Source organism: Ruegeria sp. F12 (assembly GCF_056533885.1).
This window is the reverse complement of sequence record NZ_JBQFOV010000002.1, coordinates 286,461-312,083: the sequence shown is the minus strand read 5'-3', so window position 1 is coordinate 312,083 and position 25,623 is coordinate 286,461. Positions and strand designations below refer to the sequence as shown.

The following is a 25,623-nucleotide window of genomic DNA, read 5'->3' as shown; positions in this document are numbered from 1 at the left end:
TTGGTCATTTCATCGCTGGCAGACAGTCTTGTGCGCGGATTTGAAACCGTGGGCGACAGCGTGTCCGAGGCATTGTTCGAACCGGTGATCCGTCTGGGTGTGACCGGCTTGGCACGGTCGGGCAAGACGGTGTTCATCACGTCGCTGGTCGCCAACCTGCTGGACCGGGGCCGGATGCCCGGCTTAGTGGCGCAGCAAGAGGGGCGGATCAACGCAGCCTATCTGCAACCCCAGCCCGACGACACGGTGCCGCGGTTCGATTATGAAAACCATTTGGCAGCCCTGACCGGCCCAAAGCCGCATTGGCCGGACAGCACGCGGGCGGTTTCTGAACTGCGCCTGTCCTTCAAGGCCCGGCCTGCCGGATTACTGTCCGGCCTGCAGGGTCCGCGTAAGGTTCATCTGGACATCGTGGATTACCCCGGCGAATGGCTTTTGGATCTGGCTTTGCTGGACAAGTCCTATGGGTCGTGGTCGTCTGAGACGTTGGATCGTATCACCAACCGCGCCGAGGCAGCAGGCTACCTTGCGCAGGCCAAAGCCGCCGACCCAGAGGCCGAGCATGATGAGCCGCAGGCGCAGGCCCTGGCGAAGGCGTTTTCCGATTACCTCAACACCGCGCGCGATGCCGGCTACTATGATTGCACGCCCGGGCGGTTTTTGCTGCCGGGGGATTTGGCGGGCTCTCCGGTTTTGACCTTCGCGCCGCTGCCTGTCGAAGGTAGTGGTGCAAGACGCAGCCTGCACCGCGAAATGGCCCGTCGGTTCGAGGCGTATAAATCGCAAGTGGTCAAACCCTTCTTCCGCGATCACTTTTCGCGCATTGACCGGCAAGTGGTACTGGTTGATGCGCTGGGCGCGATTCACAAAGGGCCGCAGGCAGTTGAGGATATGCGCCGCGCGATGGGCGATATCCTGTCGGCGTTCCGGCCGGGGCGGAACGCGTGGCTCAGCCGGTTGCTGCTGGGAAAGCGTGTTGAACGCATCCTGTTTGCCGCCACCAAGGCGGATCATCTGCACCACCACCAACACGCCCGTCTAACCCACATCATGGAGGCGCTGACCCGCGACGCCCGCGATCGCGCCAGCTTTGCCGGGGCGGAAACGGCGGCATTGTCGCTGGCCGCGCTCCGCGCCACGACCGAAGAAATTCGCACACATGATGGGGTGGGCTTGCCCTGCGTGCGCGGCACTTTACTGGACGGGAAGCAAGCCGCTTTCTATCCCGGCGAGTTGCCCGAAGACCCCACGCATCTGTTGGGGCCTGCGCGCAACGGCGCTGAAAGCTGGCTGGGCGAAGACTATGGGTTCATGGCCTTTGCGCCCGCGCAGTTGACCCTGCGCCCCGGTGACGGCCCTCCGCATATCCGGCTGGACCGCGCGGCCCAGTTCCTGATCGGAGATCGGCTATGACGGTAATCCTGCGACCTGCCCGAAGCACCGATGCCGGAGCCACCGGAGAAATCCTGCACGGATTCGCCCGCGAACATGACTGGATGCCCGAGCTGCATTCCTGTGCGCAAACCATCGCCTTTTGCGGCCGCATGATTGATCAGGATTGGGTCACTGTTGCGGAATCCGATGATGGCGTTGTTGGATTTCTGGCCCTGAACGGGGTCGAGGTACACTCGTTGTATCTAAGTGCCCCGGCACGCGGGCAGGGGATCGGACAGCGATTGCTGGATCACGCCAAATCCGAACGCTCACACCTGTCGCTGTTTGCCTTTCAGGCCAATCGCGGCGCGCGCCGGTTCTACGAGCGCAACGGGTTTGCCGAGGTTGCCCGCAGCGATGGTTCTGACAACGACGAAAACCTGCCCGACATCAAATATGTCTGGCATCAAGAGGAACACGCAGATGGCTAAAGGTCCGGTCCTGATTGATCTGGAGGCCGAGGCCCCCGGTGCGGACGTGGCGCAGGCACCGCCGGTTCCGGATGTCGCCGCTCCGCAGGGGCAGGCGATGCAGACCGCTGCGCGGTTGGCAGCGCGAAAACCTTCGGCCTTGTCGCGTTGGTTCTGGGGGCTGGCGGCGGCCGTGATAGGGGCTGTGGTCTCGGTCGCGGCTTGGGATTTCGTGGCGTCTCTGTTGCTGCGCGCGCCGGTTCTGGGCTGGGTCGTAACGGGCCTGATCGGCGCGTTGCTGGTGGTCGGGCTGATCATCGCCCTGCGCGAGCTGGCCGCGATTGGGCGTCTGTCGCGGGTGGACGGGATGCGCCGCGCCGCCGATGCCGCGTTGGCCGAGGGTGATCTGGGGCAGGCACGGGCAGTCACGAACCGGCTGATGGCCTTCTACAAGGGGCGCGACGACACCAAATGGGGCCGCGATCGCCTATCCGAACGCATGGGCGAGCAGTTCGATGCCTCCGGCCTGCTGACCCTGACAGAAGACGAACTTCTGGCCCCGCTGGACGAAGCCGCCAGCCGCGAGGTTGAGGCCGCCGCCCGTCAGGTGGCCACGGTGACGGCGCTGGTTCCGCTGGCGCTGGCAGATGTGGTGACGGCACTGGCGGCTTCCCTGAGGATGATCCGGCGAATTGCTGAAATCTACGGGGGCCGCGCCGGGTTTCTGGGCAGCTGGCGTTTGACTCGCGCTGTGTTCGTGCATCTGGTGGCCACGGGCGCGGTGGCTGTGGGCGATGACCTGCTGGAACCGGTTCTGGGCGGCTCGGTCCTAAGCAAACTGTCCCGCCGGTTCGGCGAAGGTCTGGTCAACGGCGCGCTCAGCGCTCGCGTCGGCGTGGCCGCGATGGAGGTCTGCCGTCCGCTGCCTTTCTCGGACCGTCACAAGCCCTCGACCCGGCGGATTATCAAAGGGGCGTTGGCGGGATTGTTTTCCAAGACTTGACCTGACGCAAAGACCTCTGCCCTGCTGGTTGCCAAACCAAAGGTGGAGCCAGCCATGACCGAGCACGGACACAGCCAGCAGGAAATTGCAGCCCGGATCAACGCGCCCCCCGGTCGGGGCGTGTTGCGCGATGTAGTTTACGGCGGCATCGACGGATCGGTGACGACTTTTGCGATCGTAGCTGGCGTCGCGGGGGCCGGGTTGTCGCCGTTCATCATCGTGGCTTTGGGGCTGGCCAATGTGCTGGCTGATGGGTTTTCCATGGCGGCAGGTAATTACTCGGGCACCAAAGCTGAGTTGGACAATATCCGCCGCATCCGAGCCATCGAAGAGCGCCACATCCATCTTTACCCGGATGGTGAGCGCGATGAAGTCCGGGAAATCCTGTCGCAGAAGGGCCTTTCGGGGCGCGTTCTAGATGAGGCAACCGATGCCATCACCGCCAATCACGACAACTGGATCAACCTGATGATCGAGGGTGAATATGGTCTGGGCAGTGTGGACCCGCACCCGATGAAGGCCGCGATGGCGACGTTTCTGGCCTTTCTGGTTGCGGGCATGATCCCGCTCTTGCCGTTTCTGGCCGGGGTCGAGCGCGCCTTTGCGCTCTCAGCTTGGATGACGATGGGGGTTTTCTTTGCCATCGGTGCGCTCAAAAGCCGCTGGTCGCTGGCCCCGTGGTGGCGGTCGGGTGGTGAGACCTTGTTGATTGGTGGCGCGGCGGCATCAATCGCTTATCTGGTCGGGTCGTTGTTTCACCCCTGACGGCGAGAATTGTCGCAGGCGGCACAGTCCCCATGGCGGATCAGCCTCAGATGACTAGGGTGAAGGCATCAACGTGGTGGCGAGGTGTGCTCTGACACTCACTGGGAAAAATATCCTTGTTCTGGGGGCTTATGGTTTTATTGGCACGGCGGTGGTCCGTGCCTTGCAAGGGCAGGGCGCGCAGGTCACGGGGCTGGTTCGAAAGGCTGCGCAAGGGGCGTTGCTACTGAACGGAATTAAACTGGTTCAGGGCGACTTGCGCCGCTTTACGCACCCGCAGGATTGGGACGCCGCACTCACTGGCATCGACTGCGTTGTGAACTGCGCTGGCGCGTTGCAGGACGGCCCCTCGGATGATCTTGCAGCGGTGCATCATCACGCCATTGCGGCGCTGGGTCAGGCCTGCGCACAACGGGGTGTTTCGGTCGTTCAGATATCAGCCATCGGGGCGACGCCCAATGCGGACACCGAGTTCATGCGCACGAAGGCCGCTGGTGATGCGGCGCTTGAAAGCAGCGGTGCAGACCTGTGGATTTTGCGCCCCGGACTGGTTATCGGGCAATCGGATTACGGTGGAACGGCCCTTCTGCGGATGCTGGCAGCGGTTCCGCTGGTGCAGCCGATTGCCTATCCAGCGACACCGGTGCAGTGCGTCGGGATGGAGGATTCGTGCCATGCCGTGGTTACCTGCTGTGCCGACGAAATACCGCAAGGCGCCTATGATCTGGTCGAGGACCAAGCCCAGTCGCTAGAGGGTGTTCTGGCCACCACGCGCCGTTGGCTGGGTTTCCCGGCGGCCCGTTTTCGGCTTGTAATGCCCCGGGTATTGACCAAGGCGGTTGCACGGTGTGCTGACGCGCTGGGCCATCTCGGGTGGCGCTCGCCCCTGCGCAGCACGGCGATGACGGTCATGGCTTCGGGTGTTGTGGGTGATCCCGCGCCTTATCGCACGGCGACAGGGCGGTCGCTCAGGTCGTTGCCCGAGATATACGGGTGCATGACCAGCGCGCGTGAACACCGGCTGACCGCGCGCATGTCCCTGTTGGCCCCGCTTGTCATAACCGTACTGAGTCTCTTCTGGGTCCTGTCCGGCATTTTCGGATTGGTCGGATTGCCCGAGGCTGCCGGTGTTCTGACCGAGGCCGGATGGGCCGATGCCGCTGCCGTCAGTTCTGTCGTGTTCTGGTCTTTCGTCGATATCGCTTTGGGACTGGCCGTTCTATATCGTCCTTGGACCGCGCGCGTGTGCCTGGCGCAAGTTGGGGTGGCAGCGTTCTATGTGCTGGCGGCAACGGTCGTGACACCAGGCCTGTGGCTGGACCCGTTGGGCCCACTCGTCAAAGTGCTGCCTGCAATGCTGCTGTCGCTGGTTGCCTGGCCTATGGTGCAAAGCCGATGATGGATCCAGACCTGATCCTGCGATGGCTGCACGTCATCGGTGCAAGCGTTCTGCTGGGTACCGGAGCCGGGATCGCGTTTTTCATGCTGATGGCGCATCGGTCCGGCGACGCGCGGTTTGTTGCGCAAACTGCCCGTGTGGTCATTCTGGCTGACCTGCTGTTCACGACGACCGCCGTAATCGTCCAACCCGTGACCGGGACCCTGCTGGCTTGGCGGCTGGGTTGGTCCCTTGCCGACGGGTGGATCATGCTGTCGCTGGTGCTTTACGTCGTAACGGGCGTGTTCTGGCTGCCCGTGGTGTGGATACAGGTCCGCCTGCGGGATCTGGCACAGACGGCTGCTGCACAGGGTGCACCGTTGCCTGATAGCTATCACCGCTTGTTCCGCATCTGGTTTCTATGCGGCATCCCGGCCTTTCTTTCGGTGCTGAGCATCCTCTGGTTGATGATCGCGCGCTCCGCGATCGAGCTGTTTTGAACCGCACTATTCGCCGCAGTGGGCGGAAGCTCTGGACCATCCGCCAAGGGCGTCTTATAAGCGCGGCCATGTATGACCGGATGGCCATCATTATTCGAATTATATCCCCGGCGCTCTGACATCCTGAGACGCCGGGCAAAGGTGTTTGAGACCTCGCACCGACCGCTTCGATCCATACGACCAGATCATCCAAAGGACGCCCCCAATGTGCGCCGACACGATCCAGACACCTGACTACAAAGACACGCTGAACCTACCCAAAACCGATTTCCCAATGCGCGCCGGATTGCCCAAGCGCGAACCCGCATGGCTGGAGCGTTGGGAGAAAATCGGCGTCTACGACCGCCTGCGCGAGAAGGAAGGTCGGACGCCCTTTACTCTGCATGATGGCCCCCCCTATGCGAACGGTCACCTGCATATCGGTCACGCGCTGAACAAGACCATCAAGGACATGATCGTGCGGAGCCATCAGATGATGGGCCATGACGCGCGTTACGTGCCCGGCTGGGACTGCCACGGCTTACCCATCGAGTGGAAGATTGAGGAACAGTACCGCAAGAAGGGCAAGAACAAGGACGAGGTGAACATCGTCGACTTCCGTCAGGAATGCCGCAAGTTCGCCGAGGGCTGGATCGACATCCAGCGGGAAGAGTTCAAGCGTCTGGGGATCACCGGCAATTGGCCTGATCCTTACATCACCATGGATTATCACGCCGAGGCGGTGATCGCCGACGAGTTCATGAAGTTCCTGATGAACGGCACGCTCTATCAGGGGTCCAAACCCGTGATGTGGTCGCCGGTCGAAAAGACCGCTCTGGCCGAGGCTGAGGTCGAGTATCACGACAAGGAAAGCTTCACCATCTGGGTGAAGTTCAAGGTCGTGAATGCAGGCGATCTGGATGATGCGTTTGTGGTGATCTGGACGACGACCCCTTGGACGATGCCGTCGAACAAGGCGGTCGTTTACGGCAAGGACATCGCGTATGGCCTTTACGAAGTCACTGGCGCGCCGGATGAATGCTGGGCCAAAGTAGGTGACAAATTCCTGCTGGCCGACAATCTGGCGGCGGATGTTCTGGGCCGTGCCCGTTTGAACGACGATCAGTGGACCCGCGTCCGCGACGTAACCACGGATGAGCTGGCAGGCGTGCAACTGACCCACCCGCTGGCCGGGGCCGAGGGCGGCAATGGCGAATGGGATGACATCCGCGATTTCCGCGCCGCTGAATTTGTGACCGATACCGAAGGCACCGGTTTCGTTCACTGTGCGCCGTCGCACGGGATGGAGGAATTCGAGCTTTATCGCGATCTGGGTATGTTGGAACAGGTCATCACCTATAACGTGATGGATGACGGCTCGTTCCGTGCCGATCTGCCGTTCTTTGGTGGCAAATACATCCTGTCCCGCAAAGGCGGTGAGGGTGATGCGAACAAGACTATCATCGACAAACTGGCTGAGGTCGGCGGGCTGCTGGCGCGTGGCAAGATCAAGCACAGCTATCCGCATTCGTGGCGCTCAAAGGCTCCGATCATCTATCGCAACACGCCGCAGTGGTTTGCCTCCGTCGACCGCAAGCTGGACGACGGCATGGGCGAGATGGGCGACACCATCCGCGAACGCGCCCTGCGCTCGATTGATGAACTGGTGAAATGGACCCCGCAGACGGGTCGTAACCGCCTGTATTCGATGATTGAGGCCCGCCCGGATTGGGTGCTGTCCCGCCAGCGTGCGTGGGGTGTGCCGCTGACCTGTTTCACCAAGAAGGGCGCTCTGCCCACCGATGCCGATTACCTGCTGCGCAACGCCGATCTGAACGCACGTATCAAAGCCGCGTTCGAGGAAAACGGCGCGGATATCTGGTACACGGACGGGTTCAAGGAACAGGTGCTGGACGGCATCGCCAACCCGGACGACTATGATCAGGTGTTCGATGTGCTGGACGTATGGTTTGACTCGGGTTCGACCCACGCCTTCGTTCTGCGCGACCGTGAGGACGGGACCGAGGACGGCATCGCCGATGTCTATATGGAGGGCACCGACCAGCACCGCGGTTGGTTCCATTCGTCCATGCTGCAGGCCTGCGGCACCAAGGGCCGTGCGCCCTATCGCAACGTGGTGACGCACGGCTTTACGCTGGACGCCAAGGGCAACAAGATGTCCAAATCGCTGGGCAACACCATCGTGCCGGAAGAGGTCATCAAGCAATATGGGGCCGATATCCTGCGCTTGTGGGTGGCTCAGACTGACTATACCGCCGACCAGCGGATCGGGCCGGAGATTCTGAAAGGCACCGCTGACAGTTATCGTCGTCTGCGGAATACCATGCGGTTTATGCTGGGATCATTGGCTGATTTCACCGAGGCTGATCGCGTCGCGCCCGAAGATATGCCGCGTCTGGAACGCTGGGTTCTGAGCCGTTTGGCCGATCTGGATGAACAGGTGCGCAAGGGCTATGCCGCGTTCGATTTCCAGGGTGTGTTCAGCGCTGTGTTCACTTTTGCCACGGTAGATCTGTCCTCGTTCTATTTCGACGTCCGCAAGGATGCGCTCTATTGCGACGGCGATAACCTGCGTCGCCGTTCGGCCCGAACTGTGCTGGATATCCTCTTCCACCGCCTGACCACATGGCTGGCCCCGGTTCTGGTCTTCACCATGGAAGAGGTCTGGCTGGAGCGGTTTGGCGGTGATGACAGCTCGGTCCATCTGGTGGATTTCCCGGACACGCCGGCCAATTGGCGCGATGCGGAACTGGAAGCAAGCATGGCCAAGGTGCGCCGCGTGCGTCGTTCGGTGACGGCTGCGCTGGAGGTTCAGCGTCAGGACAAAGTCATCGGGTCCAGCCTTGAGGCCGCGCCGATCGTCTATGTTGAGGACCAGGAAACCCGTGATCTGCTGGCTACTTTCGATGTGGACGATATGTGCATCACCTCGGGGTTGACTGTTACGGGTGATCCGGCCCCGGCCGAGGCTTTCCGCGTGCCCGAGATTGAGGGCGTTGCGGTGGTGTTCGAAAAGGCCGAGGGCGAGAAGTGTCAGCGGTGCTGGAAAATCCTGCCGGATGTCGGGCGTCATGCTCATACGGGTGTCTGCGGGCGCTGTGACGAGGCGTTGGCGTAACGTCTCTGGATTTGGAGTTCTGCGAGGCTCTGCCTCGCGCTCCGAGGTATTTTTGAACAGAAGAAGATTGGGGCGCAGCCTGTTGGGGGTTGCGCCTTTTCTCAATTCGCGGTCAGGTTCTGGCTATGCCGATGATTGCTGTCGATACGCGATTTGGACGTCTGGGGATTGAAGAGACGGGTGGTGCGATTACCCGTTTGGTCTGGGATGGACGCAATGAAGGTGAGGCGTCAGCCTTGTTGCGTGAGGCGGCAGCGCAGATGGCGGCCTATGATCAGGCGCGGTTGGAGCGGTTTGATCTGCCTTATCGTGTGGCCGGTTCTGACTTTCAGCGGCAGGTATGTGATCTGATGTATGCGATTCCACTGGGCGAGACTGTGACCTATGGGGATATTGCCAAACAGCTTGGTCGCCCGGCTCAACCTGTGGGGCAGGCCTGTGGGGCGAACCCGATCCCGGTCATTATTCCGTGCCATCGGGTGTTGGGGGCAAATGGATTGGGTGGGTTTTCCGGTGACGGCGGCGTGGAGACCAAGGTGGCCTTGTTGCGGCACGAGGGCGCGGCAGGGTTGCTGATCTGAGAGTGGAAAGCTATTGCAATCCATTCGCTTGCGTCCCAACTTGTATCACATAGAGAATTCGAAGGATGTTTTTGGCATGACCGTTCAAGCCGACCCCGCCGCGCGCAAGAAAGCCATTATTGACCGTTTGATGTCACTGGAAGAACAGGAGCTGGCGACTGCGCAGGCGCATTACGATGCGTTTCTGAAGGATTCTCAGTTGGACGACCGGGAAGGGCACGACAAGGATGATATCGCGGCTTCGCGTGAGAATGCGGATCTGGCGGCGGCTTTCGACGCGCCCTTGCAAGCGCATCATGCCAAGATCGACGTGATCGAGAACACCGATTTTGGGCTGACCGATACAGTCCAGCCCGGTGCCGTTGTAAAGTTTAACAACCGGAGTTTTGTGGTCTGCGTGTCGACAACGCGGTTCGATGTGGACGGGACGACCTATATGGGGATTTCGACCCAAAGCCCGATCTATCTGGCGATGACCGGCCTGCAGGAGGGCGACGTGTTCACCCATAACGGGACCGAGTTCGAGGTCGAGGAAATCCTTTAGGCTTTTTGCTGTGGGATCACCTGTTGGGCGATCCCTGCAAAGACTAGGTACAGGCTGGTGATCACCAGCCCCCAATGCGCCCAGCTTTCGGGATGAAAATCCACCCAGGCGGCCCATCCGGCGAAAAAGGTCCAGGCGAGGGCCATGGGGAGGGTGACGCTGCGCCAACGCTCGGTCCGGACGGGATGCACGAATTTTAACGGCAGGAACATGGCCAGAGCCAGTAGGGAGACCATGAGCAGGATGACCCAGAAATTGGGTTCGAGCGCGAAGATCACAATGACGAACATGTTCCAGCAGCCGGGAAAGCCCGAGAACGAGTTGTCCTTGGTCTTCATCCGAGTGTCCGCGAAATACATCGCGCTGGCGAAGGTGATGACGATGATCGCAAACCAGCCGGTCCAGCCATCCATCAGCCCGGATTTAAACAGGGCGAAGGCGGGAATGAATACATAAGTCAGGTAATCGATAATCAGATCCAGCAATACGCCGTCAAACTCGGGGGCGTTTTTCTTGACGTGATAGTGCCGCGCCAGTGGGCCGTCGATGCCATCGACAATAAAGGACACGACCAGCCACAGATACATCAGGCTCCATTTTTCTTCGACAGCGGCCAGCATGGCCAGCATCGCGAAAACGGCGCCGGTTGCAGTAAAGAGATGGACGGAGAGAGCTTTGAATCTGAGTGTCATGCGCGTGTCATGTACGATGCGTGTCCAAGATGCAAAGCAAAATGCCCTGTTTGGTGAAATTGCAATTGTGTCAGGCTTTCGGGTGGGTGCGGTCGTAGACTTCCATCAACCGGGCGGTGTCCACGGCGGTGTAGGTTTGCGTGGTCGACAGAGAGGCATGCCCCAGCAATTCTTGTATGGCGCGAAGATCGCCGCCCGCAGACAGCAGGTGCGTGGCAAAGCTGTGGCGCAACGCATGTGGGGTGGCCGTCGCGGGCAGGCCCAACTGCTGACGCGCCTTGGCCATGACGCCCTGAATGGCACGCGGGTTCAGCGCCCCGCCGCGGACACCACGAAACAATGGCTTGGTCTTGTCCAGCGGATGAGGGCAGAGCGCCAGATACCGGTCCAGAGCTGCTTGTGCGGCGGGCAGGACCGGGACGATGCGCTCCTTGTTGCCTTTGCCAACAATTCGCAGCGATTGTGGCAGGGGGGCGTCAGCGCCGGTCAGCGACAGCGCCTCGGAAATCCGCAACCCGCAACCATAGAGCAATGTGACCACGGCCACGTCGCGCGCAGAGACCCAATCATTGGTCGATTGCAGTTCGACCGTTTCGATCAGGGCGCGGGCAGCATCTTCGTCGACGGGGCGGGGCAGTTTCTTGGTGAATTTGGGCGCGCGGGTCGACAAGACCGCGGTCGGCTCGAACCCTTCACGTTCTGCCAGCCAGCGGTAGAAGCTTTTGACAGCCGACAACTTGCGCGCCAGCGAACGCGCGCCGACGCCCGAGCCGCGCTGATCCGCCATCCAGGCCCGCATATCGGATACGGTGATCCGAGCCAGTGCTGCCAAACCCTGACGCTCGCTATGGTGCAGGGTCATAAAGGATAGGAAATCATTCACGTCGCTGCGGTAGGCGGCCTGAGTATTGGTTGATCGGCCTGAAAGCGCGACGAGACCCTCCAGCCAGTGCTGCAACGCGTCGCGGCAGGCCGGAGAGATCAGGCTCATGACAGCCAGTTGCGCATGGACCGTTCAAAAACACCGGCAAAGAAGGTCAGCAGGTCGGTGCCAAGTTGCGGTGAAAAGTGGTTGGGGTCTTTCGCGCTCATGATGATCATGCCGGGCAGGCGGCCTTCGCCCAAGTCCAGCCGCATGCAGGCTTCGGACCGCAGATGATCGGCCTGATCGCCGAAGATGCGGTGTGTGGGGTGGATGACCTCGCGCAGCACGACTTCGCGGGCGGGGCCGCTGCGATCGAAAGTCAGGTAGTTGTCGACAAAGCCGGGCTCGACTACGGCCAGCGCTCCGCCCAGTTTTTCGATCGCGGGGTCTTCCTGCAGGACGGTGGTTTCCAGGACCAGCGTGATCCGATCCACGCGCAGAATTTCGGCGACGTCTGAGCCAAGGGTGGTCAGGAAGTCCTCGAACCCTGTGGGCTCAAGCAGGCGCAGGATGGCGCGGTGCACCTGATTGGTACCCGCAAGGTTTTCATAAGCGGCCGCGATGACCGAGCGGTGGGTGTCTTCAAGCCGATCCAGCCGCGCTTCGAGCCGCTGCATGGCGATGCCGCGCAGGTCGACGATGTTATCTCCGCGCGCCTGTTCATTGGCGGCGACGAGGGCCTGCATCAGGTCCTTGTCGTCCAGCACGGCGTCAGGCTCGGCCAGAATCGCCTCGCGGAGAGTGTCCTTGAGTTTCGTATTGCTGCTCATGTCCCGTCCGGTCTTTTTTATGTTTTGCGGCCTTATAACACGGCTGGACCGATTTGCCTTGGGAAAAGTGAGCCTTTGGTTGGATTTCCCGTCATTTGCGCGACGGGGCCTCTCCCGCCTGCAAGACCCTGATCTGCGATCAGGGCTGGCAGTTGGGCCGGGCGCGGTGCCTGGGAGCAACGCGCGGCAGTGTCAGGGATCAGAGGATTTTCTGACCGGTCTTGGCCCAGTCGGCCAGGAAGGTTTCAAGCCCCTTGTCGGTCAGCGGGTGATCGGCCAGTTTCTTGATCACGGCGGGCGGGGCAGTGATCACGTCAGCGCCGATGCGAGCGCTGTCGGTCACGTGGTTCACGGTGCGGATCGAGGCGGCCAGAATTTCGGTCTCGAATCCGTAATTGTCATAAATCTGGCGGATATCAGCGATCAGATCCATGCCGTCGAGGTTGATATCGTCCAGACGGCCGATGAAGGGCGAGATAAAGGTCGCGCCCGCCTTGGCGGCGAGCAGTGCCTGATTGGCCGAGAAGCAGAGCGTGACGTTGACCATCTGGCCTTCGTCGGACAGGGTTTTACAGGTTTTCAGCCCCGCCCATGTCAGCGGAACCTTCACGGCGATGTTCGGCGCGATCTGGGCCAGCTTACGGCCTTCGGCGATCATGTCGTCGGCCTCGGTCGCGACAACTTCGGCGGATACGGGGCCGTCGACCAGATCACAGATCTCTTTGGTGACTTCTAGAATATCGCGGCCCGATTTCAGGATCAGCGAGGGGTTGGTGGTCACACCGTCTACCATTCCCAGATCGTTCAGTTCGGCGATGGCGTCGATCTCGGCGGTGTCTACGAAGAATTTCATGCGGGCAGTCCTTTGATGGGTTGGCCTTGGTTGCGGATGGCTTTACCCCAATAACACCGATGCTGAAACCCCCGACCCGAGGAGATGCGGTGAGCGCGCAGGAGTATTTCGATCAGGGTGAGCTGGTGGCTGTGCTGACCACACAGCCCTTGGACCGGACGCTGGATTACAAAGCGCCCGAGGGCGGGTGTTTTCTGGGCGCGTTTGTCGAGGTGCCGCTGGGCCCGCGCAAGGTTCTGGGTGTGGTTTGGGGGCCGGGGCAGGGCGGTTTTGATCTGGCCAAGGCGCGATCCGTGATCCGGGTGCTCGAGGTCGCGCCGATGCGCGAAGAGATGCGGTTGTTTCTGGGCAAGGTGGCCGATTACACGTTGACACCGATGCCTGCGATGCTGCGCTTGGCGACCCGTGCGCCGGGGCTTGGCGATCCGCCGTCGATGCGGAAAATCTATCGTTTGGGTGGTGCAGAGCCCGACCGCATGACCGATGCGCGGACCCGCGTGCTTGAGGTGCTGCGCGACTACGGCGGCTTGGCGTTCACGTTAAAGGAGTTGGCCGAGCAGGCGGGGGTGACGTCCTCGGTCGTCAAGGGGTTGGTCAAGCAAGGCGCAGTGCGCGAGGAAGACAGCCCACGTGATTTGCCCTATCCCCGGCTGGATCCGGACTTGCCGGGCAAGACGCTGACCGGGGATCAGGCCGACGCTGTCGCGCGCCTGCAGGCTGGGCAACGGTCCGGCGACTATGGCACGACATTGCTGAAGGGCGTCACCGGCTCGGGCAAGACCGAGGTTTACCTAGAGGCCGTCGCCGAAGCCCTGCGCATGGGGCGGCAAGCGCTGGTTCTGCTGCCCGAGATCGCCCTGACCGCCGAATTCCTGACGCGGGTCGAGGCTCGGTTCGGCGCGCGGCCTGCCGAATGGCACTCGGGTGCAACTATGACCGAACGCCGGCGGGTCTGGCGCATGGTCGGGCAGGGGGAAGCGCAACTGGTCGTCGGCGCGCGTTCGGCGCTGTTTCTTCCGTTCCGCGATCTGGGGCTGGTGGTGGTCGATGAAGAACACGACACCTCTTACAAACAGGAAGACGGCGTGCATTACAGCGCGCGGGATATGGCGGTGCTGCGGTCCTCGGTCTGCGGGGCGCGCGTGATTCTGGCCAGTGCGACGCCCTCGCTGGAAAGCTGGGCGAATGCCGAGGCCGGAAAATATGAGCGGCTGGACCTTACCTCGCGCTTTGGGGTGGCGGTGCTGCCCGAGATGAAGCCCATCGACATGCGCGCCGAGCAGATGCAGCCGGGGACATGGATTTCGCCGTCGCTGCGGCAGGCGGTGCGGCAGCGGATCGAACGCGGGGAACAATCGCTGCTGTTCATCAACCGCCGTGGCTATGCGCCAGTGACGCTGTGCCGGGCGTGCGGGGAGCAGATCGCCTGTGATCATTGCGATGCGCGGATGGTTGAACACCGGTTTCTCAAACGACTGATGTGCCACCAGTGCGGTGAGACAAAGCCCATGCCGGATACCTGCCCGTCATGCGGGGTCGAAGGCAAGCTTGCCCCGGTCGGGCCGGGGATCGAGCGGCTGGCAGAAGAGGCGGAGGCCACTTTCCCCGAGGCTAAGATCGCGATGCTGAGTTCCGATCTGTTCGGTTCAGCCCGTGCATTGAAGGCCAAGATCGAAGAGATCGCCGAGGGCGACGCGGATATCGTCATCGGCACGCAACTGGTGGCTAAGGGGCACAACTTTCCCAAACTGACGCTGGTGGGGGTGATTGATGCCGACCTTTCTCTGCACGGGGCGGACCTGCGAGCGGCGGAACGCACGTTCCAGCTTATGCGGCAAGTTGCCGGCCGGGCCGGGCGGGCGGATAAGCCGGGGCAGGCACTGTTGCAGACGTTTCAGCCTGAACACCCGGTGATCCGCGCCATTCTGTCAGGCGATGAAGAAGGGTTCTGGAAGGCCGAGGCCGCCGGGCGTCAGGCCGCAGGCGTCCCGCCCTATGGGCGCATGGCCGGGATCGTGCTGTCCGGGCCCGAGGTCGGTCCGGTTTTCGACATCGGCAACGCGATGGCACGCAACGATGCGCCGCTACGTGCTATAGATGCCCAAGTCTTCGGACCTGCGCCCGCGCCAATAGCACGAATACGCGGGCGGCACCGTGTACGCCTGCTGGTCAAAGCCCCCAAAGGCGCGCCGATTCAGGATGCTATCGCCCGCTGGATTGCGCCCCTGCGTCTGAAGGGCGATATCCGCCTGACCGTCGATATCGACCCGCAGAGTTTTTACTGACCTCTGCACCGGTGCAGACCGCCTGTGCGTCTGCCCCCTCGCCAAACCGAAAAAATGAGCGTAGAGCGGTGTCATGCTGAAACCCATGCCGCTCTCTGATGCGCAGAGCCTTCCGTTCTGGCGCCGTCCCATAACGCTCTTGTTCATGATGGCGTTGATGATGCCCATTGCGTTTAACGCATGGAGCGCGCTGCTTAACAATTTTGTCATCGAGGTCGCGAATTTCGACGGCGCAGACATAGGCCTGCTGCATACGGTTCGTGAAATTCCCGGATTTCTGGCCGTAGGCGTGATCGCGGTGATCATCTTTATCCGCGAGCAAGTGCTGGCGATGATCTCGCTGATGATGCTGGGCGTTGCGACGGCAATCACTGCGTGGTTCCCCAGCCTTGGCGGGCTGCTGTTCGTGACGCTGTTCAGCTCGATCGGGTTTCACTATTACGAGACGGTAAACCAGTCGCTGCAACTGCAATGGTTGCCCAAGGATCGTGCGCCGCAGGTGTTGGGCTGGCTGGTCGCGATGGGCTCAGCGGCGACAGCAGTGGTGTACGGTTTGATCGTGCTGACATGGGACCGGTTCGATCTGTCCTATAACTTCGTCTTCATGGCAGCGGGCGGCGTGACGGCTCTGTTGGCGCTGTTCTGCCTGCTGGCTTACCCGCAATTCGATGCGCCGACGCCGCAGACCAAGAAACTGATCCTGCGCAAACGCTATTGGCTGTATTACGCCCTGCAATTCATGGCCGGTGCCCGGCGGCAGATCTTTGTCGTCTTCGCAGGCTTCATGATGGTCGAGAAATTTGGGTTCGAGGTGCATGAGCTAACCAGCCTCTATCTGATCAATCTGGTGATCAACATGGCCGCCGCTCCGATGCTGGGCAAAGCCGTGTCCGTGTTCGGCGAGCGCCGCACGCTGATCTTCGAATATGCCGGTCTGGCCATCGTGTTCGCGGCCTATGGCGGCATCTATTGGTTTGGCTGGGGCGTGGTGCTGGCCGCGATCCTTTACGTGATCGACCACGTGCTGTTCGCGCTGGCATTGGCGCTGAAAACCTATTTCCAGAAAATCGCCGACCCTGCCGATATCGCACCAACCGCAGCCGTGGCCTTTACGATCAACCACATCGCCGCCGTGTTCCTGCCGGCGTTGCTGGGTTTGCTGTGGGTGGTCTCGCCCGGCGCGGTGTTTACGCTAGCGGCAGCGATGGCGATGATCTCGCTGGCCTTGTCGTTGCTGATCCCGCGCCACCCCGAGCCGGGCAATGAAACCATCCTGTCAAAATACGCCCCGGCCCCTGCGGAATAAGCCAGCGCTTGACCTTGCCTGCCCGGCGGCCTAGGCGCAGAGGAAACCCAAACAGGAGGCCCCCATGCCCACATTCACTGCGCTGACCACTCTGATGGGCAAGAAAGCCGCCGAAGGCTTGGGCGAAGCAATGGAGCGTCTGGAGCCGGAACCTACCGGCGTTGGTGTGTTCGAGGTCGAGGACGGCTCGGGCCTATGGGAGGTTGGCGGCTATTTCACCGAAACCCCAGATGAAACCGCGCTGGCCGTTCTGGCCGCCGCGTTCCAAGCCAAGCCCTTTGTCGTCTCGGAGCTGCCCGAAACCGATTGGGTCGCCCATGTGCGTCGCGAACTGGCTCCGGTCGAGGCCGGGCGCTTCTTTGTTTACGGCAGTCACGACGCCGACCAACTGCCCGAAGGCCGCATTCCCCTGCTGATCGAGGCCGCGATGGCCTTTGGCACCGGGCATCACGGCACCACACTTGGTTGCCTCAAGGCGCTGGATTATCTACTGAATGAGGGGTTCGAGGCGACAAAAGTGGCCGATATCGGCTGTGGCACTGCCGTTCTTGCCATGGCTGCCGCGCGGGTCTGGGATGGCGATATCATCGCCAGCGATATTGATCAGGTGGCCGTCGATGTGGCCGAGGCGAACCTGAAAGCCAATGGCATGGTCGGTCAGGTGCAGTGCGTCGAGGCTGCCGGGTTCGATCACCCCGACCTGAAGGCCCACGCGCCCTATGACCTGATCTTTGCCAATATCCTCAAGGGGCCGCTGGTCGCGTTGTCGCCGGAAATTGGGGCGAATCTGCGGGCAGGGGGGTACGCGATCCTGTCGGGAATCCTCAATGAACAGGCCGATGATGTGGTTTCCGTTTATTCACAAAACGGGTTCAATCTGGCCCGTCGGGACGAGATTGGCGAATGGACGACGCTAATCTTAAGCAAACAGGGCTAAAATCGGGCCATTTACAGGAGTTTTATGGATTCCTGCCACTTTTTTGGCGCAATCTCTGTCTACCGTTCAAAGATGCATATCGGGGGCGGTTATTGGAGGCTGCCATGACTGGAAAACAACTGGAATTTGATCAGCGTGTTCATCGTCTGAACAAAAAACACGCGAAACTCAGCCGTGGTTATCGTGCGACGATGCGCAAAGATGGCCTGGTGGTGATGAGGCCGCAGCGCGTTCAGTCTGCGGTGCCTGCCAAAGTGCTGCTGATGTGCCTTGTGGGCTTTTTTGCATTCAAGACCTTTCTTTTAGCGAGCCTTGGGCCGTCCGCCTATGAATACCGCGTTGACAGTCTGAGCCAAGGGACGTCGGTCGAACAGGCTGGGGCCTGGATCATGCAGATTGACCCGATTTCTGCCTTTCTGGCCGCGCAGGTCTCAAGCTATCTGCCCTGATTTTTGCAAATCTGAATCAGAAACGCCGCGCATAAATCAATGCGCGGCGTTCTGCTTTGCCCCCGAGGGAGGAGATAGGGGCGTGTGAGTGGTGGTCTAAATCTTACCGGCGGCTATCCGCTACGACGTCAATATCGCCGCGGCACATGCCAATATCGTCCAGTTCACGGTCACTCAGACCGCTCAGCGCGTTGCGGGTCACGCGGGCGTCGTTCCATTCCACAACGGCGTTCACAACCGCTGCAAAAAATCCGCCGATACGGCCAGCAAGGCCGAACGAGCCAGTGGTGGCGCGGGTGGTATCCAGTACGGCCATATCCTGTTTCCTTCTGGTTAGAGTTCAGTTTCAATCCTTCGTTTGAGCGGCATTTAGGGATGTCGATCTGACACCACAAGCGACGAAATTGCATGTGTCCTATGCGTTTTCTGCAATGCTCTGAAAACGTGAAAGCCCCTTAATTTATTGGTCATTTTTGCTTAATCAAACACGTCGAATTCAGGCATTTCGCGGTCGCAAACAGGCCATTGTGTCGCCCCTCGAGCAGGTCTGTCGTTTTTGGACTTTCCGTCAATTCGCTTGGAAAATGTTCACGCTTCGTGCTAACCCGTAAGAAAGATCACAAAAACCCGAGCAGGCTGGGGCACAACATGCGGATTTTGGGCATTGATCCGGGGCTGAGAACCCTGGGATGGGGCGTCATCGAATCGCATGGCAGCCGCCTGAGCCACGTGGCCAACGGGCTATGCAAATCCGACGGTGATGATTTGGGCGAGCGGTTGTTGTCTCTGCACAACCAGATTGTCGAGGTGATCGCCGAACACACGCCCGATCAGGCCGCGATCGAACAGACTTTCGTGAACAAGGACGGTGCGGGCACGTTGAAACTGGGCCAGGCGCGTGGGGTTGCGCTTCTGACGCTCGCGCAAGCCGGGTTGCCCGTAGGGGAATATGCGCCCAACCGGGTCAAGAAAACAGTTGTGGGCGTGGGGCATGCCGAGAAAGAGCAAGTCTTGCACATGGTCAAGCTGCAACTGCCGGGGTGTCAGCCCAAGGGCGCAGATGCGGCAGATGCGCTGGCGATTGCGATCTGCCATTCCTACTATGGCGCAGCGCCGCAGGCGCGGATGAAAGAGGTGCGGGCATGATCGGAAAACTCACTGGACGCCTGGATTACCGCGCAGCAGACCACGTGCTGATCGACGTGCGCGGGGTTGGTTATATCGTCTATTGCTCGGACCGGACCATGGCGGCTCTGCCGGGCGTGGGGGAGGCGGTCTCGATCTACACGGACATGGTGGTGCGCGAAGACCTGATGCAGCTTTATGGGTTTCTGTCTTTGGTCGAGAAGGAATGGCATCGCCTGCTGTGTTCGGTGCAGGGGGTGGGGGCCAAAGTGTCTTTGGCGATCCTGTCTGCGCTGGGCCCGGATGGGGTCAGCCGTGCGATTGCCTTGGGTGATTGGGGCGCGGTCAAGGCGGCCAAAGGCGTGGGGCCGAAAACCGCGCAGCGCATCGTATTGGACCTGAAGGACAAAGCGCCGGGCGTGATGGCCATGGGCGGCACCGTGACCGAGGCGATGGACGGCCCTGTGCCTGAGCCGGTCGAACTGATTGAGCCAGCGCCTGCGCCCAAACGCGCTGCGAAACCGGCCTCGGGCAACGCGGCGGCCTCGGCTGGTGCGTTGTCGGCCCTGTCGAACCTCGGCTATGGCCCGTCCGAGGCGGCCTCGGCCGTGGCCGAAGCGGCCGCCAGCCTGCCGGACGCCGGTGAGGCTGATCTGATCCGGGCGGCGTTGAAACTGCTGGCTCCGAAAGGCTGAATGGATGACTGACGCCGATCCCACTCTGCGCCCGGACCCTTTGCCCGAGGATAACGACCGCGCCCTACGCCCTCAGGGGTTGGACGAGTTCATCGGTCAGGCCGAGGCGCGCGCGAACCTGCGCATTTTCATCCAGTCGGCTCGTCAGCGGGGCGAGGCGATGGACCATACGCTGTTTCATGGCCCTCCGGGCCTTGGCAAGACGACGCTGGCGCAGATCATGGCGCGCGAGTTGGGGGTGAATTTCCGCATGACCTCTGGCCCGGTGCTGGCCAAGGCCGGGGATTTGGCGGCAATCCTGACCAATCTGGAATTACGCGACGTGCTGTTCATCGACGAGATTCACCGCCTGAACCCGGCGGTCGAAGAGGTGCTGTACCCGGCGATGGAAGATTTTGAGCTGGATCTGGTGATCGGCGAAGGCCCCGCCGCGCGCACCGTGCGGATCGAACTTCAGCCCTTTACGCTTGTCGGTGCCACCACGCGAATGGGTCTGCTGACCACACCCTTGCGCGACCGTTTCGGCATTCCGACTCGGCTGCAATTCTACACGGTCGATGAGTTGCACGAGATCGTCACCCGCAACGCCCGCAAACTGGGGGCACCTGCGGATTACGCAGGCGCGCGCGAGATCGCGCGGCGGTCGCGCGGGACGCCTCGGATCGCGGGACGTTTGCTGCGGCGCGTGGTGGACTTTGCCATCGTTGAAGGCGACGGGCGGATCACGCGGGATCTGGCCGATGGTGCTTTGACCCGTTTGGGCGTGGACAATCTGGGGCTGGACGGGGCCGACCGGCGGTATCTGAAGCTGATCGCCGAGAACTACGCCGGTGGACCAGTGGGGATCGAAACCCTTTCAGCAGCGTTGTCGGAAAGCCGGGATTCGCTTGAGGAAGTGATTGAGCCCTATTTGTTGCAGCAGGGTTTGATCCAGCGCACACCGCGCGGGCGGATGCTGGCACAAAAGGCGTGGACGCATTTGGGTATGGCAGCGCCTCGGGGGCAAAGCGATCTGTTTGGTTGAATTATAGCGCTAGGGATTTTAAGCCTCCGGCGGCCATATTTGAAACGAGAAGAAGGGTCTCCGCGTGACACCTGATCAAATCGAAGCGCTGTTCACCCGCGAAAGCGGCGAGTTTTTGTTCGCACGTTGGGGGCGTCCGATTGTGCCCATCGTTTTCGGGGTGGAAGATGACACCTTGGCCACGGTCAAAGGGGCGTTCGAAGCGGTCGTCACGCTGGCCGGTCACAAAATGGCGGAAACGGACCCTGAACTGGGGGCCAACTGCATGGTGTTCTTCTTCCGGGACTGGAATGAGCTGTTGGAAGTGCCGGACCTCGATCGTCTTGTCCCGGACCTAGCACCTTTGGTCGAACGACTGGTTGCGGTAGATGCCAACCAATATCGTATCTTCCGGTTCGAGGAAGACGGCGCAATCCGTGCCGCGTTCGTGTTTTTGCGAATGGACAAAGAGCTGTCGAAGGTGCCTGCCGAAACCCTGGCGCTCAGCCAGGTGGTGCAAACCGTTTTGCTATGGTCCGACACGGCATTTCGCACGCAATCACCTTTGGCGGTGGCGGGTGCGGCTACGATTTTGAGACCTGATATTGCAGGGCTGATCCGCGCGGCCTACGATCCGGTATTGCCGGGTGCGGCGCAGGATGCCTCTCATGCGTTGCGCCTGTTTGCCAGATTGGAGCAACCGCAATGACCCATACCTATGCCGTCCGGGTTTTCTATGAAGACACCGATATGGGGGGTGTGGTCTATCACGCGAACTATCTGAAATTCATCGAGAGGGCGCGCTCGGACTATGTGCGCAATATCGGTAACGACCAGAATGCGATGCGCGATGCGGGTATTGTCTGGGTCGTGCGTAAGATCGAGGCCGAATATCTGGCCCCTGCGAAATTCGATGATGAGTTGACGATTGAAACCTGGATCACGTCGCTGTCTGGCGCGCGGCTGACGATGGCGCAGCGAGTGACACGGGGCGAGACCGAAGTTTTCACCGCCTCGGTCACGGCGGTCTGCATGAATGCGCAGGGCAAACCGGTGCGTCTTCCGGCAGAGATTCGCGCATTGATGTAACATTTTGCGGGACCAGGGTGGTTCTGTTGGCTTTTCATACCCAACTGCGTTAGCGTTTATCAAAACAAGGCCAAACGAACGGCCATCAGGCAAAAACTAAAGAGCAGGTTCATGGAAGCTGAAACGCTGGCGCTGGCGCAGGAGATCGACTTCTCCATGTGGGGGCTGTATGCCCGCGCGACCTTTATCGTCAAACTGGTGATGCTGATGCTGATCGGTGCGTCGATTTGGTCTTGGGGGATTATCATCCAGAAAATCATCAACTACCGAGCCGCCCGACGCGAGGCGCAGGTGTTTGATGAGGCGTTCTGGTCCGGCAACCCCTTGGATGAATTGTTTGAACAGATCGGCACGCAGCCCGATGGCAGTTCCGAAAAGATCTTCGCCGCAGGCATGATCGAATGGCGTCGTTCACACCGCACCGATGGCGGGCTGATCGCGGGGGCCACGGCGCGGATTGACCGGTCAATGGATGTGGCCATCGCCAAAGAGTCCGAGACGCTGCAAAAGGGTCTGCCGGTCTTGGCGACGGTTGGCTCGACCGCGCCCTTTATCGGGCTGTTCGGCACGGTTTGGGGCATCATGAACGCCTTTATCGAGATTGCCGAACAACAAAACACCAATCTGGCGGTTGTAGCCCCCGGTATTGCCGAGGCTTTGCTGGCGACCGGTCTGGGCCTGTTGGCCGCGATCCCGGCGGTGATTTTCTACAATAAACTCAGCGCGGATAGTGACCGGATCGTGGGCGGCTATGAGGCCTTTGCAGACGAATTCGCCACCATCCTGTCGCGTCAGTTGGACAGCTAGGATGGGCGCTGCGGTTCAGCAAAGCTCGGGCAGCAATGGACGCAGACGCGGACGTCGTCGCGGTCGTGCCCAGCCGATGGCTGAGATCAACGTCACGCCCTTTGTGGATGTTATGTTGGTGTTGCTGATCATCTTCATGGTCGCCGCACCATTGTTGACTGTCGGGGTGCCGGTGGACCTGCCCAAGACGGCGGCCAGTGCATTGCCCGGTGATAATGAGGAACCTTTGACCGTGACGCTGACCGCAGATGGTCAGGTGCAGATTCAGACGACAGATGTTCAGCGTGAAGAATTGATTGGCAGATTGCGCGCCATCGCGTCCGAGCGCAGCAGTGACCGTGTGTTCCTGCGGGCGGATGGCTCGATCCCTTATGCGCAGGTAATGCAGGTAATGGGTGCGTTGAATGCGGGTGGGTTTTCCAATGTCGGTCTCGTCACCGACACGGGCGGTCCGACGCTTGACGAAGGTGGAGAGTGAGGCGGCACGGTGGATACCGGCACCAAGATCTCGGCGATTGCCCATGTCAGTTTGATCGGATGGGCCTTGTTCGGCGGCACGTTCCGGTCCGAACCCTTGCCGATGGCCGTGCAGGATGTCTCGGTGATCTCGGCTGAGCAATTTGCGGCAATGACCGCCCAGCGGGATGCGCCCGAGGTGACAACGCCTGCGGCCTTGCAGCAGCCTGACACGCCGGTTGAAGAGGTGACGCCGCCCGAGCCGGTCGAAGAAGATCAGACGGTGCCCGAGGTGTCGGAGCCATCCGAGCCCGAGCCTGACCCGGTGCCCGAGGCGGTGGAACCGCCGCCCGAGCCGGTGGTAATCGAACAACCCCCAGCGCTTGAGCCGCCCGCGCCAGAGGTGGCCGCCTTGCCCGTGCCCCCCGGCCCCGAGGCGCAGCCGCGCCCGGCAGACAAGGTTGCGCCAGAACCCGTTGCACCGCCTCCGCCCGAGGCTGCACCCGATGACATTGAAACGCCCGCTGTGTCCTTGGAAGAAGGCGCCGAGATCCAGCAAGAGCAACAGGATCAGACCGCTCCCGAAGAGGCCACGGATGAGATCGTGACCGAGGCCGAGGAAGCCAGGGAATACGCGCCCCGCAGTTCTCCGCGGCCACAGGTTCGGCCAAACCGACCGCCCCCTCCGGCGCAGCCCGAAGTGGCGGAAGCGCCTGAAGCCGAGCCCGAGACGCCTGCACCCCAGCCTGCGGATGAAAGCGCCATCGAGGATGCGTTGGCCGAGGCGCTGGGGCAGGGCACAGAACCCTCTGGCCCGCCGCTGACCAGTGGTGAGAAAGATGCAATGCGTTTGGCAGTGTCCAAGTGCTGGAATGTAGGGTCGTTGTCGACCGACGCCTTGCAGACTGTGGTCGTTGTAGGGTTTTCGCTCACGCCGGATGGCAATGTGGTGGGCGGCAGCTTGAGTTTGATTGAAAGTTCAGGTGGTTCCGACGGCGCAGCAAGACAAGCCTATGAGGCCGCCAGACGCGCAATTCTGCGTTGCGGGGCAAAAGGATATGACCTGCCTGCTGACAAATACGCGCAATGGCAGGATATTGAGATTACATTCAATCCCGAGAGGATGCGGATCAAATGATGAGATTTCTGACCAGCCTGTTGCTCGGCCTGACGCTTCTGACAGCACCGGTTCATGCCCAGAACGGACCGCTGCGCTTGGAACTGGATCAGGGGATCATCGAACCCTTGCCCTTCGCGGTGCCCAGTTTCGTGCCCGACGGTCCCGCTGCGGCTCAGTACGCGCAAGATATCACACGGGTTGTTGCAGCGGACCTCACTGGCACCGGGCTGTTCCGCGAAATCTCGTCTGATGCATTTATCAGCCGGGTCAGCAGCTTTGAAGCTCCGCTGCAATTTGCCGATTGGAAGGCGATCAATGCCGAGGCGCTTGTGACTGGGGCGGTGAATGTTTCGGGCAATCGGCTGACGGTCCGCTTCCGGGTCTGGGACGTTTTTTCCGGGCAGGAACTTGGTAACGGCTTGCAGTTCGCAGGCACTACGGATGGCTGGCGGCGCATGGCGCATAAGGTGGCCGATCAGGTCTATAGTCGCGTGACGGGTGAGGGCGGTTATTTCGACAGCCGCGTGGCCTTCGTGTCGGAAAGTGGCCCCAAGGATCAGCGTCTGAAACGTCTGGCGATCATGGACTACGATGGTGCAAACGTGCAGTACCTGACTGACAGTGCCGCCATCGTGCTGGCCCCGCGCTTTTCGCCGACGGGTGACCGGCTGCTTTATACCAGCTATGAAACCGGCCAGCCACGCATCTATGTGTTGGATGTGGACCGCGTCCGCCGCACCGAGCTGAACACGCCCGGCGGCACGATGAGCTTTTCACCTCGTTTCTCGCCGGATGGACGCTCGATTGTCTATTCGCTGATTCAAGGGGGGAATACGGATCTTTGGAAAATGGATCTAGCCTCGGGGCAGAGCGTGCGTTTGACTAACACGCCGGCGATTGAGACCGCGCCCAGCTATTCGCCAGATGGGTCGCAAATCGTGTTCGAAAGCGACCGCTCGGGCACGCCGCAACTGTATATCATGCCCGCAAATGGGGGTGAGGCGACGCGGATCAGTTTCGGTCAGGGGCGTTATGGTACGCCGGTCTGGTCCCCGCGGGGCGATCTGGTCGCTTTCACCAAGCAAAACAAAGGTCGGTTCCATATTGGCGTGATGCGCACCGATGGCAGCGAGGAACGGTTGCTGACTTCGTCCTTTCTGGACGAGGGGCCGACATGGTCGCCCAATGGTCGGGTGATTATGTTCACCCGTGAAACCCAAGGCGCAAGCGGTCGGGCGACTTTGTATTCGGTGGATATTTCGGGCCGGAACCTGCGCCCGGTACGCACGCCGGATGGTGGCAGCGATCCGTCCTGGGGGCCTTTGCAGAATTGATCGCGGGGGCGGTCGGAAAAGTTCACAAGAAACCCGCGCTGTGA

At 61.0% G+C, this 25,623-nt stretch carries 27 protein-coding genes; 22 read left to right on the top strand and 5 right to left on the bottom strand.

What is annotated here, in order from left to right:
* The 9 genes from ACR0CA_RS04220 (at position 1) to ACR0CA_RS04180 (ending at position 9,733) form a co-directional block, all read left to right on the top strand.
* On the top strand, positions 1-1,413 hold the full coding sequence (locus ACR0CA_RS04220) for a YcjX family GTP-binding protein (protein WP_480897519.1): 1,413 nt from the start codon (positions 1-3) through the stop codon (positions 1,411-1,413).
* Entirely contained in the window at positions 1,410-1,865 is a 456-nt protein-coding gene (locus ACR0CA_RS04215) for an N-acetyltransferase family protein (RefSeq protein ID WP_480859735.1), read from the top strand. The genes ACR0CA_RS04220 and ACR0CA_RS04215 overlap by 4 nt, the downstream gene beginning before the upstream one ends.
* Complete coding sequence (locus tag ACR0CA_RS04210; RefSeq protein ID WP_480859737.1) at positions 1,858-2,847, top strand: YcjF family protein; 990 nt, start codon at positions 1,858-1,860, stop codon at positions 2,845-2,847. The genes ACR0CA_RS04215 and ACR0CA_RS04210 overlap by 8 nt, the downstream gene beginning before the upstream one ends.
* Positions 2,848-2,901: 54 nt before the next feature.
* Complete coding sequence (locus ACR0CA_RS04205) at positions 2,902-3,612, top strand: VIT1/CCC1 transporter family protein (RefSeq protein ID WP_170790373.1); 711 nt, start codon at positions 2,902-2,904, stop codon at positions 3,610-3,612.
* Between the two features lie 73 nt (positions 3,613-3,685).
* Complete coding sequence (locus ACR0CA_RS04200; protein WP_480897518.1) at positions 3,686-5,011, top strand: SDR family oxidoreductase; 1,326 nt, start codon at positions 3,686-3,688, stop codon at positions 5,009-5,011.
* Positions 5,011-5,490, top strand: a complete 480-nt coding sequence (locus tag ACR0CA_RS04195) for a DUF2269 family protein (protein ID WP_480897587.1) — start codon at positions 5,011-5,013, stop codon at positions 5,488-5,490. Before ACR0CA_RS04200 ends, ACR0CA_RS04195 begins: the two co-directional genes overlap by 1 nt.
* Positions 5,491-5,695: 205 nt before the next feature.
* Positions 5,696-8,608: an isoleucine--tRNA ligase gene (ileS, locus tag ACR0CA_RS04190; protein WP_480897517.1), complete on the top strand. Its 2,913-nt coding sequence runs from the start codon at positions 5,696-5,698 to the stop codon at positions 8,606-8,608.
* 125 nt (positions 8,609-8,733) lie between these two features.
* Positions 8,734-9,189 (top strand): methylated-DNA--[protein]-cysteine S-methyltransferase, encoded by a 456-nt coding sequence (locus ACR0CA_RS04185; RefSeq protein ID WP_170790375.1) that lies wholly within the window; start codon positions 8,734-8,736, stop codon positions 9,187-9,189.
* 76 nt (positions 9,190-9,265) lie between these two features.
* Positions 9,266-9,733, top strand: coding sequence for a hypothetical protein (locus ACR0CA_RS04180; protein ID WP_170769948.1), 468 nt, complete (start codon positions 9,266-9,268; stop codon positions 9,731-9,733).
* Here ACR0CA_RS04180 and ACR0CA_RS04175 read toward each other — a convergent pair.
* From ACR0CA_RS04175 to fsa, 4 genes are all read right to left on the bottom strand, one after another.
* Positions 9,730-10,425, bottom strand: coding sequence for a CDP-alcohol phosphatidyltransferase family protein (locus ACR0CA_RS04175; protein WP_170769949.1), 696 nt, complete (start codon positions 10,423-10,425; stop codon positions 9,730-9,732). The genes ACR0CA_RS04180 and ACR0CA_RS04175 overlap by 4 nt on opposite strands.
* 70 nt (positions 10,426-10,495) lie before the next feature.
* Positions 10,496-11,416 (bottom strand): tyrosine recombinase XerC, encoded by a 921-nt coding sequence (locus ACR0CA_RS04170; RefSeq protein WP_170790376.1) that lies wholly within the window; start codon positions 11,414-11,416, stop codon positions 10,496-10,498.
* Positions 11,413-12,120 (bottom strand): DUF484 family protein, encoded by a 708-nt coding sequence (locus ACR0CA_RS04165; RefSeq protein WP_170769951.1) that lies wholly within the window; start codon positions 12,118-12,120, stop codon positions 11,413-11,415. Before ACR0CA_RS04165 ends, ACR0CA_RS04170 begins: the two co-directional genes overlap by 4 nt.
* A gap of 199 nt (positions 12,121-12,319) precedes the next feature.
* Positions 12,320-12,973 carry a fructose-6-phosphate aldolase gene (gene fsa, locus ACR0CA_RS04160; protein WP_170354905.1) on the bottom strand — a complete coding sequence of 218 codons (654 nt, stop codon included), beginning with the start codon at positions 12,971-12,973 and terminating at the stop codon, positions 12,320-12,322.
* A gap of 59 nt (positions 12,974-13,032) precedes the next feature.
* Between fsa and ACR0CA_RS04155 the strand changes: the two genes are divergently transcribed.
* From ACR0CA_RS04155 to ACR0CA_RS04140, 4 genes are all read left to right on the top strand, one after another.
* Positions 13,033-15,258, top strand: coding sequence for a primosomal protein N' (locus ACR0CA_RS04155; RefSeq protein WP_480897516.1), 2,226 nt, complete (start codon positions 13,033-13,035; stop codon positions 15,256-15,258).
* A gap of 73 nt (positions 15,259-15,331) precedes the next feature.
* Positions 15,332-16,564 (top strand): MFS transporter, encoded by a 1,233-nt coding sequence (locus ACR0CA_RS04150; protein ID WP_170769953.1) that lies wholly within the window; start codon positions 15,332-15,334, stop codon positions 16,562-16,564.
* Between the two features lie 64 nt (positions 16,565-16,628).
* Complete coding sequence (locus ACR0CA_RS04145) at positions 16,629-17,501, top strand: 50S ribosomal protein L11 methyltransferase (RefSeq protein ID WP_480897515.1); 873 nt, start codon at positions 16,629-16,631, stop codon at positions 17,499-17,501.
* Positions 17,468-17,950 (top strand): hypothetical protein, encoded by a 483-nt coding sequence (locus ACR0CA_RS04140; RefSeq protein ID WP_237215610.1) that lies wholly within the window; start codon positions 17,468-17,470, stop codon positions 17,948-17,950. The genes ACR0CA_RS04145 and ACR0CA_RS04140 overlap by 34 nt, the downstream gene beginning before the upstream one ends.
* Positions 17,951-18,053: 103 nt before the next feature.
* Here ACR0CA_RS04140 and ACR0CA_RS04135 read toward each other — a convergent pair whose 3' ends face one another.
* Positions 18,054-18,266 carry a DUF1127 domain-containing protein gene (locus ACR0CA_RS04135; RefSeq protein WP_170769956.1) on the bottom strand — a complete coding sequence of 71 codons (213 nt, stop codon included), beginning with the start codon at positions 18,264-18,266 and terminating at the stop codon, positions 18,054-18,056.
* A 332-nt stretch (positions 18,267-18,598) separates the two neighbouring features.
* On the opposite strand from ACR0CA_RS04135, the gene ruvC reads away from it, so the two are divergent.
* From ruvC to tolB, 9 genes are all read left to right on the top strand, one after another.
* Positions 18,599-19,096 (top strand): crossover junction endodeoxyribonuclease RuvC, encoded by a 498-nt coding sequence (gene ruvC, locus ACR0CA_RS04130; protein ID WP_170769957.1) that lies wholly within the window; start codon positions 18,599-18,601, stop codon positions 19,094-19,096.
* Positions 19,093-19,770 carry a Holliday junction branch migration protein RuvA gene (ruvA, locus tag ACR0CA_RS04125; RefSeq protein WP_170790379.1) on the top strand — a complete coding sequence of 226 codons (678 nt, stop codon included), beginning with the start codon at positions 19,093-19,095 and terminating at the stop codon, positions 19,768-19,770. The genes ruvC and ruvA overlap by 4 nt, the downstream gene beginning before the upstream one ends.
* Positions 19,771-19,774: 4 nt before the next feature.
* Complete coding sequence (ruvB, locus tag ACR0CA_RS04120) at positions 19,775-20,794, top strand: Holliday junction branch migration DNA helicase RuvB (RefSeq protein WP_480897514.1); 1,020 nt, start codon at positions 19,775-19,777, stop codon at positions 20,792-20,794.
* A 64-nt stretch (positions 20,795-20,858) separates the two neighbouring features.
* On the top strand, positions 20,859-21,482 hold the full coding sequence (locus ACR0CA_RS04115; RefSeq protein ID WP_480897513.1) for a hypothetical protein: 624 nt from the start codon (positions 20,859-20,861) through the stop codon (positions 21,480-21,482).
* Positions 21,479-21,862 carry a tol-pal system-associated acyl-CoA thioesterase gene (ybgC, locus tag ACR0CA_RS04110; protein WP_170782889.1) on the top strand — a complete coding sequence of 128 codons (384 nt, stop codon included), beginning with the start codon at positions 21,479-21,481 and terminating at the stop codon, positions 21,860-21,862. The genes ACR0CA_RS04115 and ybgC overlap by 4 nt, the downstream gene beginning before the upstream one ends.
* Positions 21,863-21,973: 111 nt before the next feature.
* Positions 21,974-22,669, top strand: a complete 696-nt coding sequence (tolQ, locus tag ACR0CA_RS04105; protein ID WP_170769962.1) for a protein TolQ — start codon at positions 21,974-21,976, stop codon at positions 22,667-22,669.
* 1 nt (position 22,670) lies between these two features.
* Complete coding sequence (gene tolR / locus ACR0CA_RS04100) at positions 22,671-23,147, top strand: protein TolR (RefSeq protein WP_480502793.1); 477 nt, start codon at positions 22,671-22,673, stop codon at positions 23,145-23,147.
* 9 nt (positions 23,148-23,156) lie between these two features.
* Positions 23,157-24,263, top strand: a complete 1,107-nt coding sequence (locus tag ACR0CA_RS04095; RefSeq protein ID WP_480897512.1) for an energy transducer TonB — start codon at positions 23,157-23,159, stop codon at positions 24,261-24,263.
* A complete protein-coding gene (gene tolB / locus ACR0CA_RS04090) occupies positions 24,260-25,579 on the top strand; it encodes a Tol-Pal system beta propeller repeat protein TolB (RefSeq protein WP_480548902.1) in 1,320 nt (439 codons plus the stop codon). The genes ACR0CA_RS04095 and tolB overlap by 4 nt, the downstream gene beginning before the upstream one ends.
* Positions 25,580-25,623 lie beyond the last annotated feature (44 nt).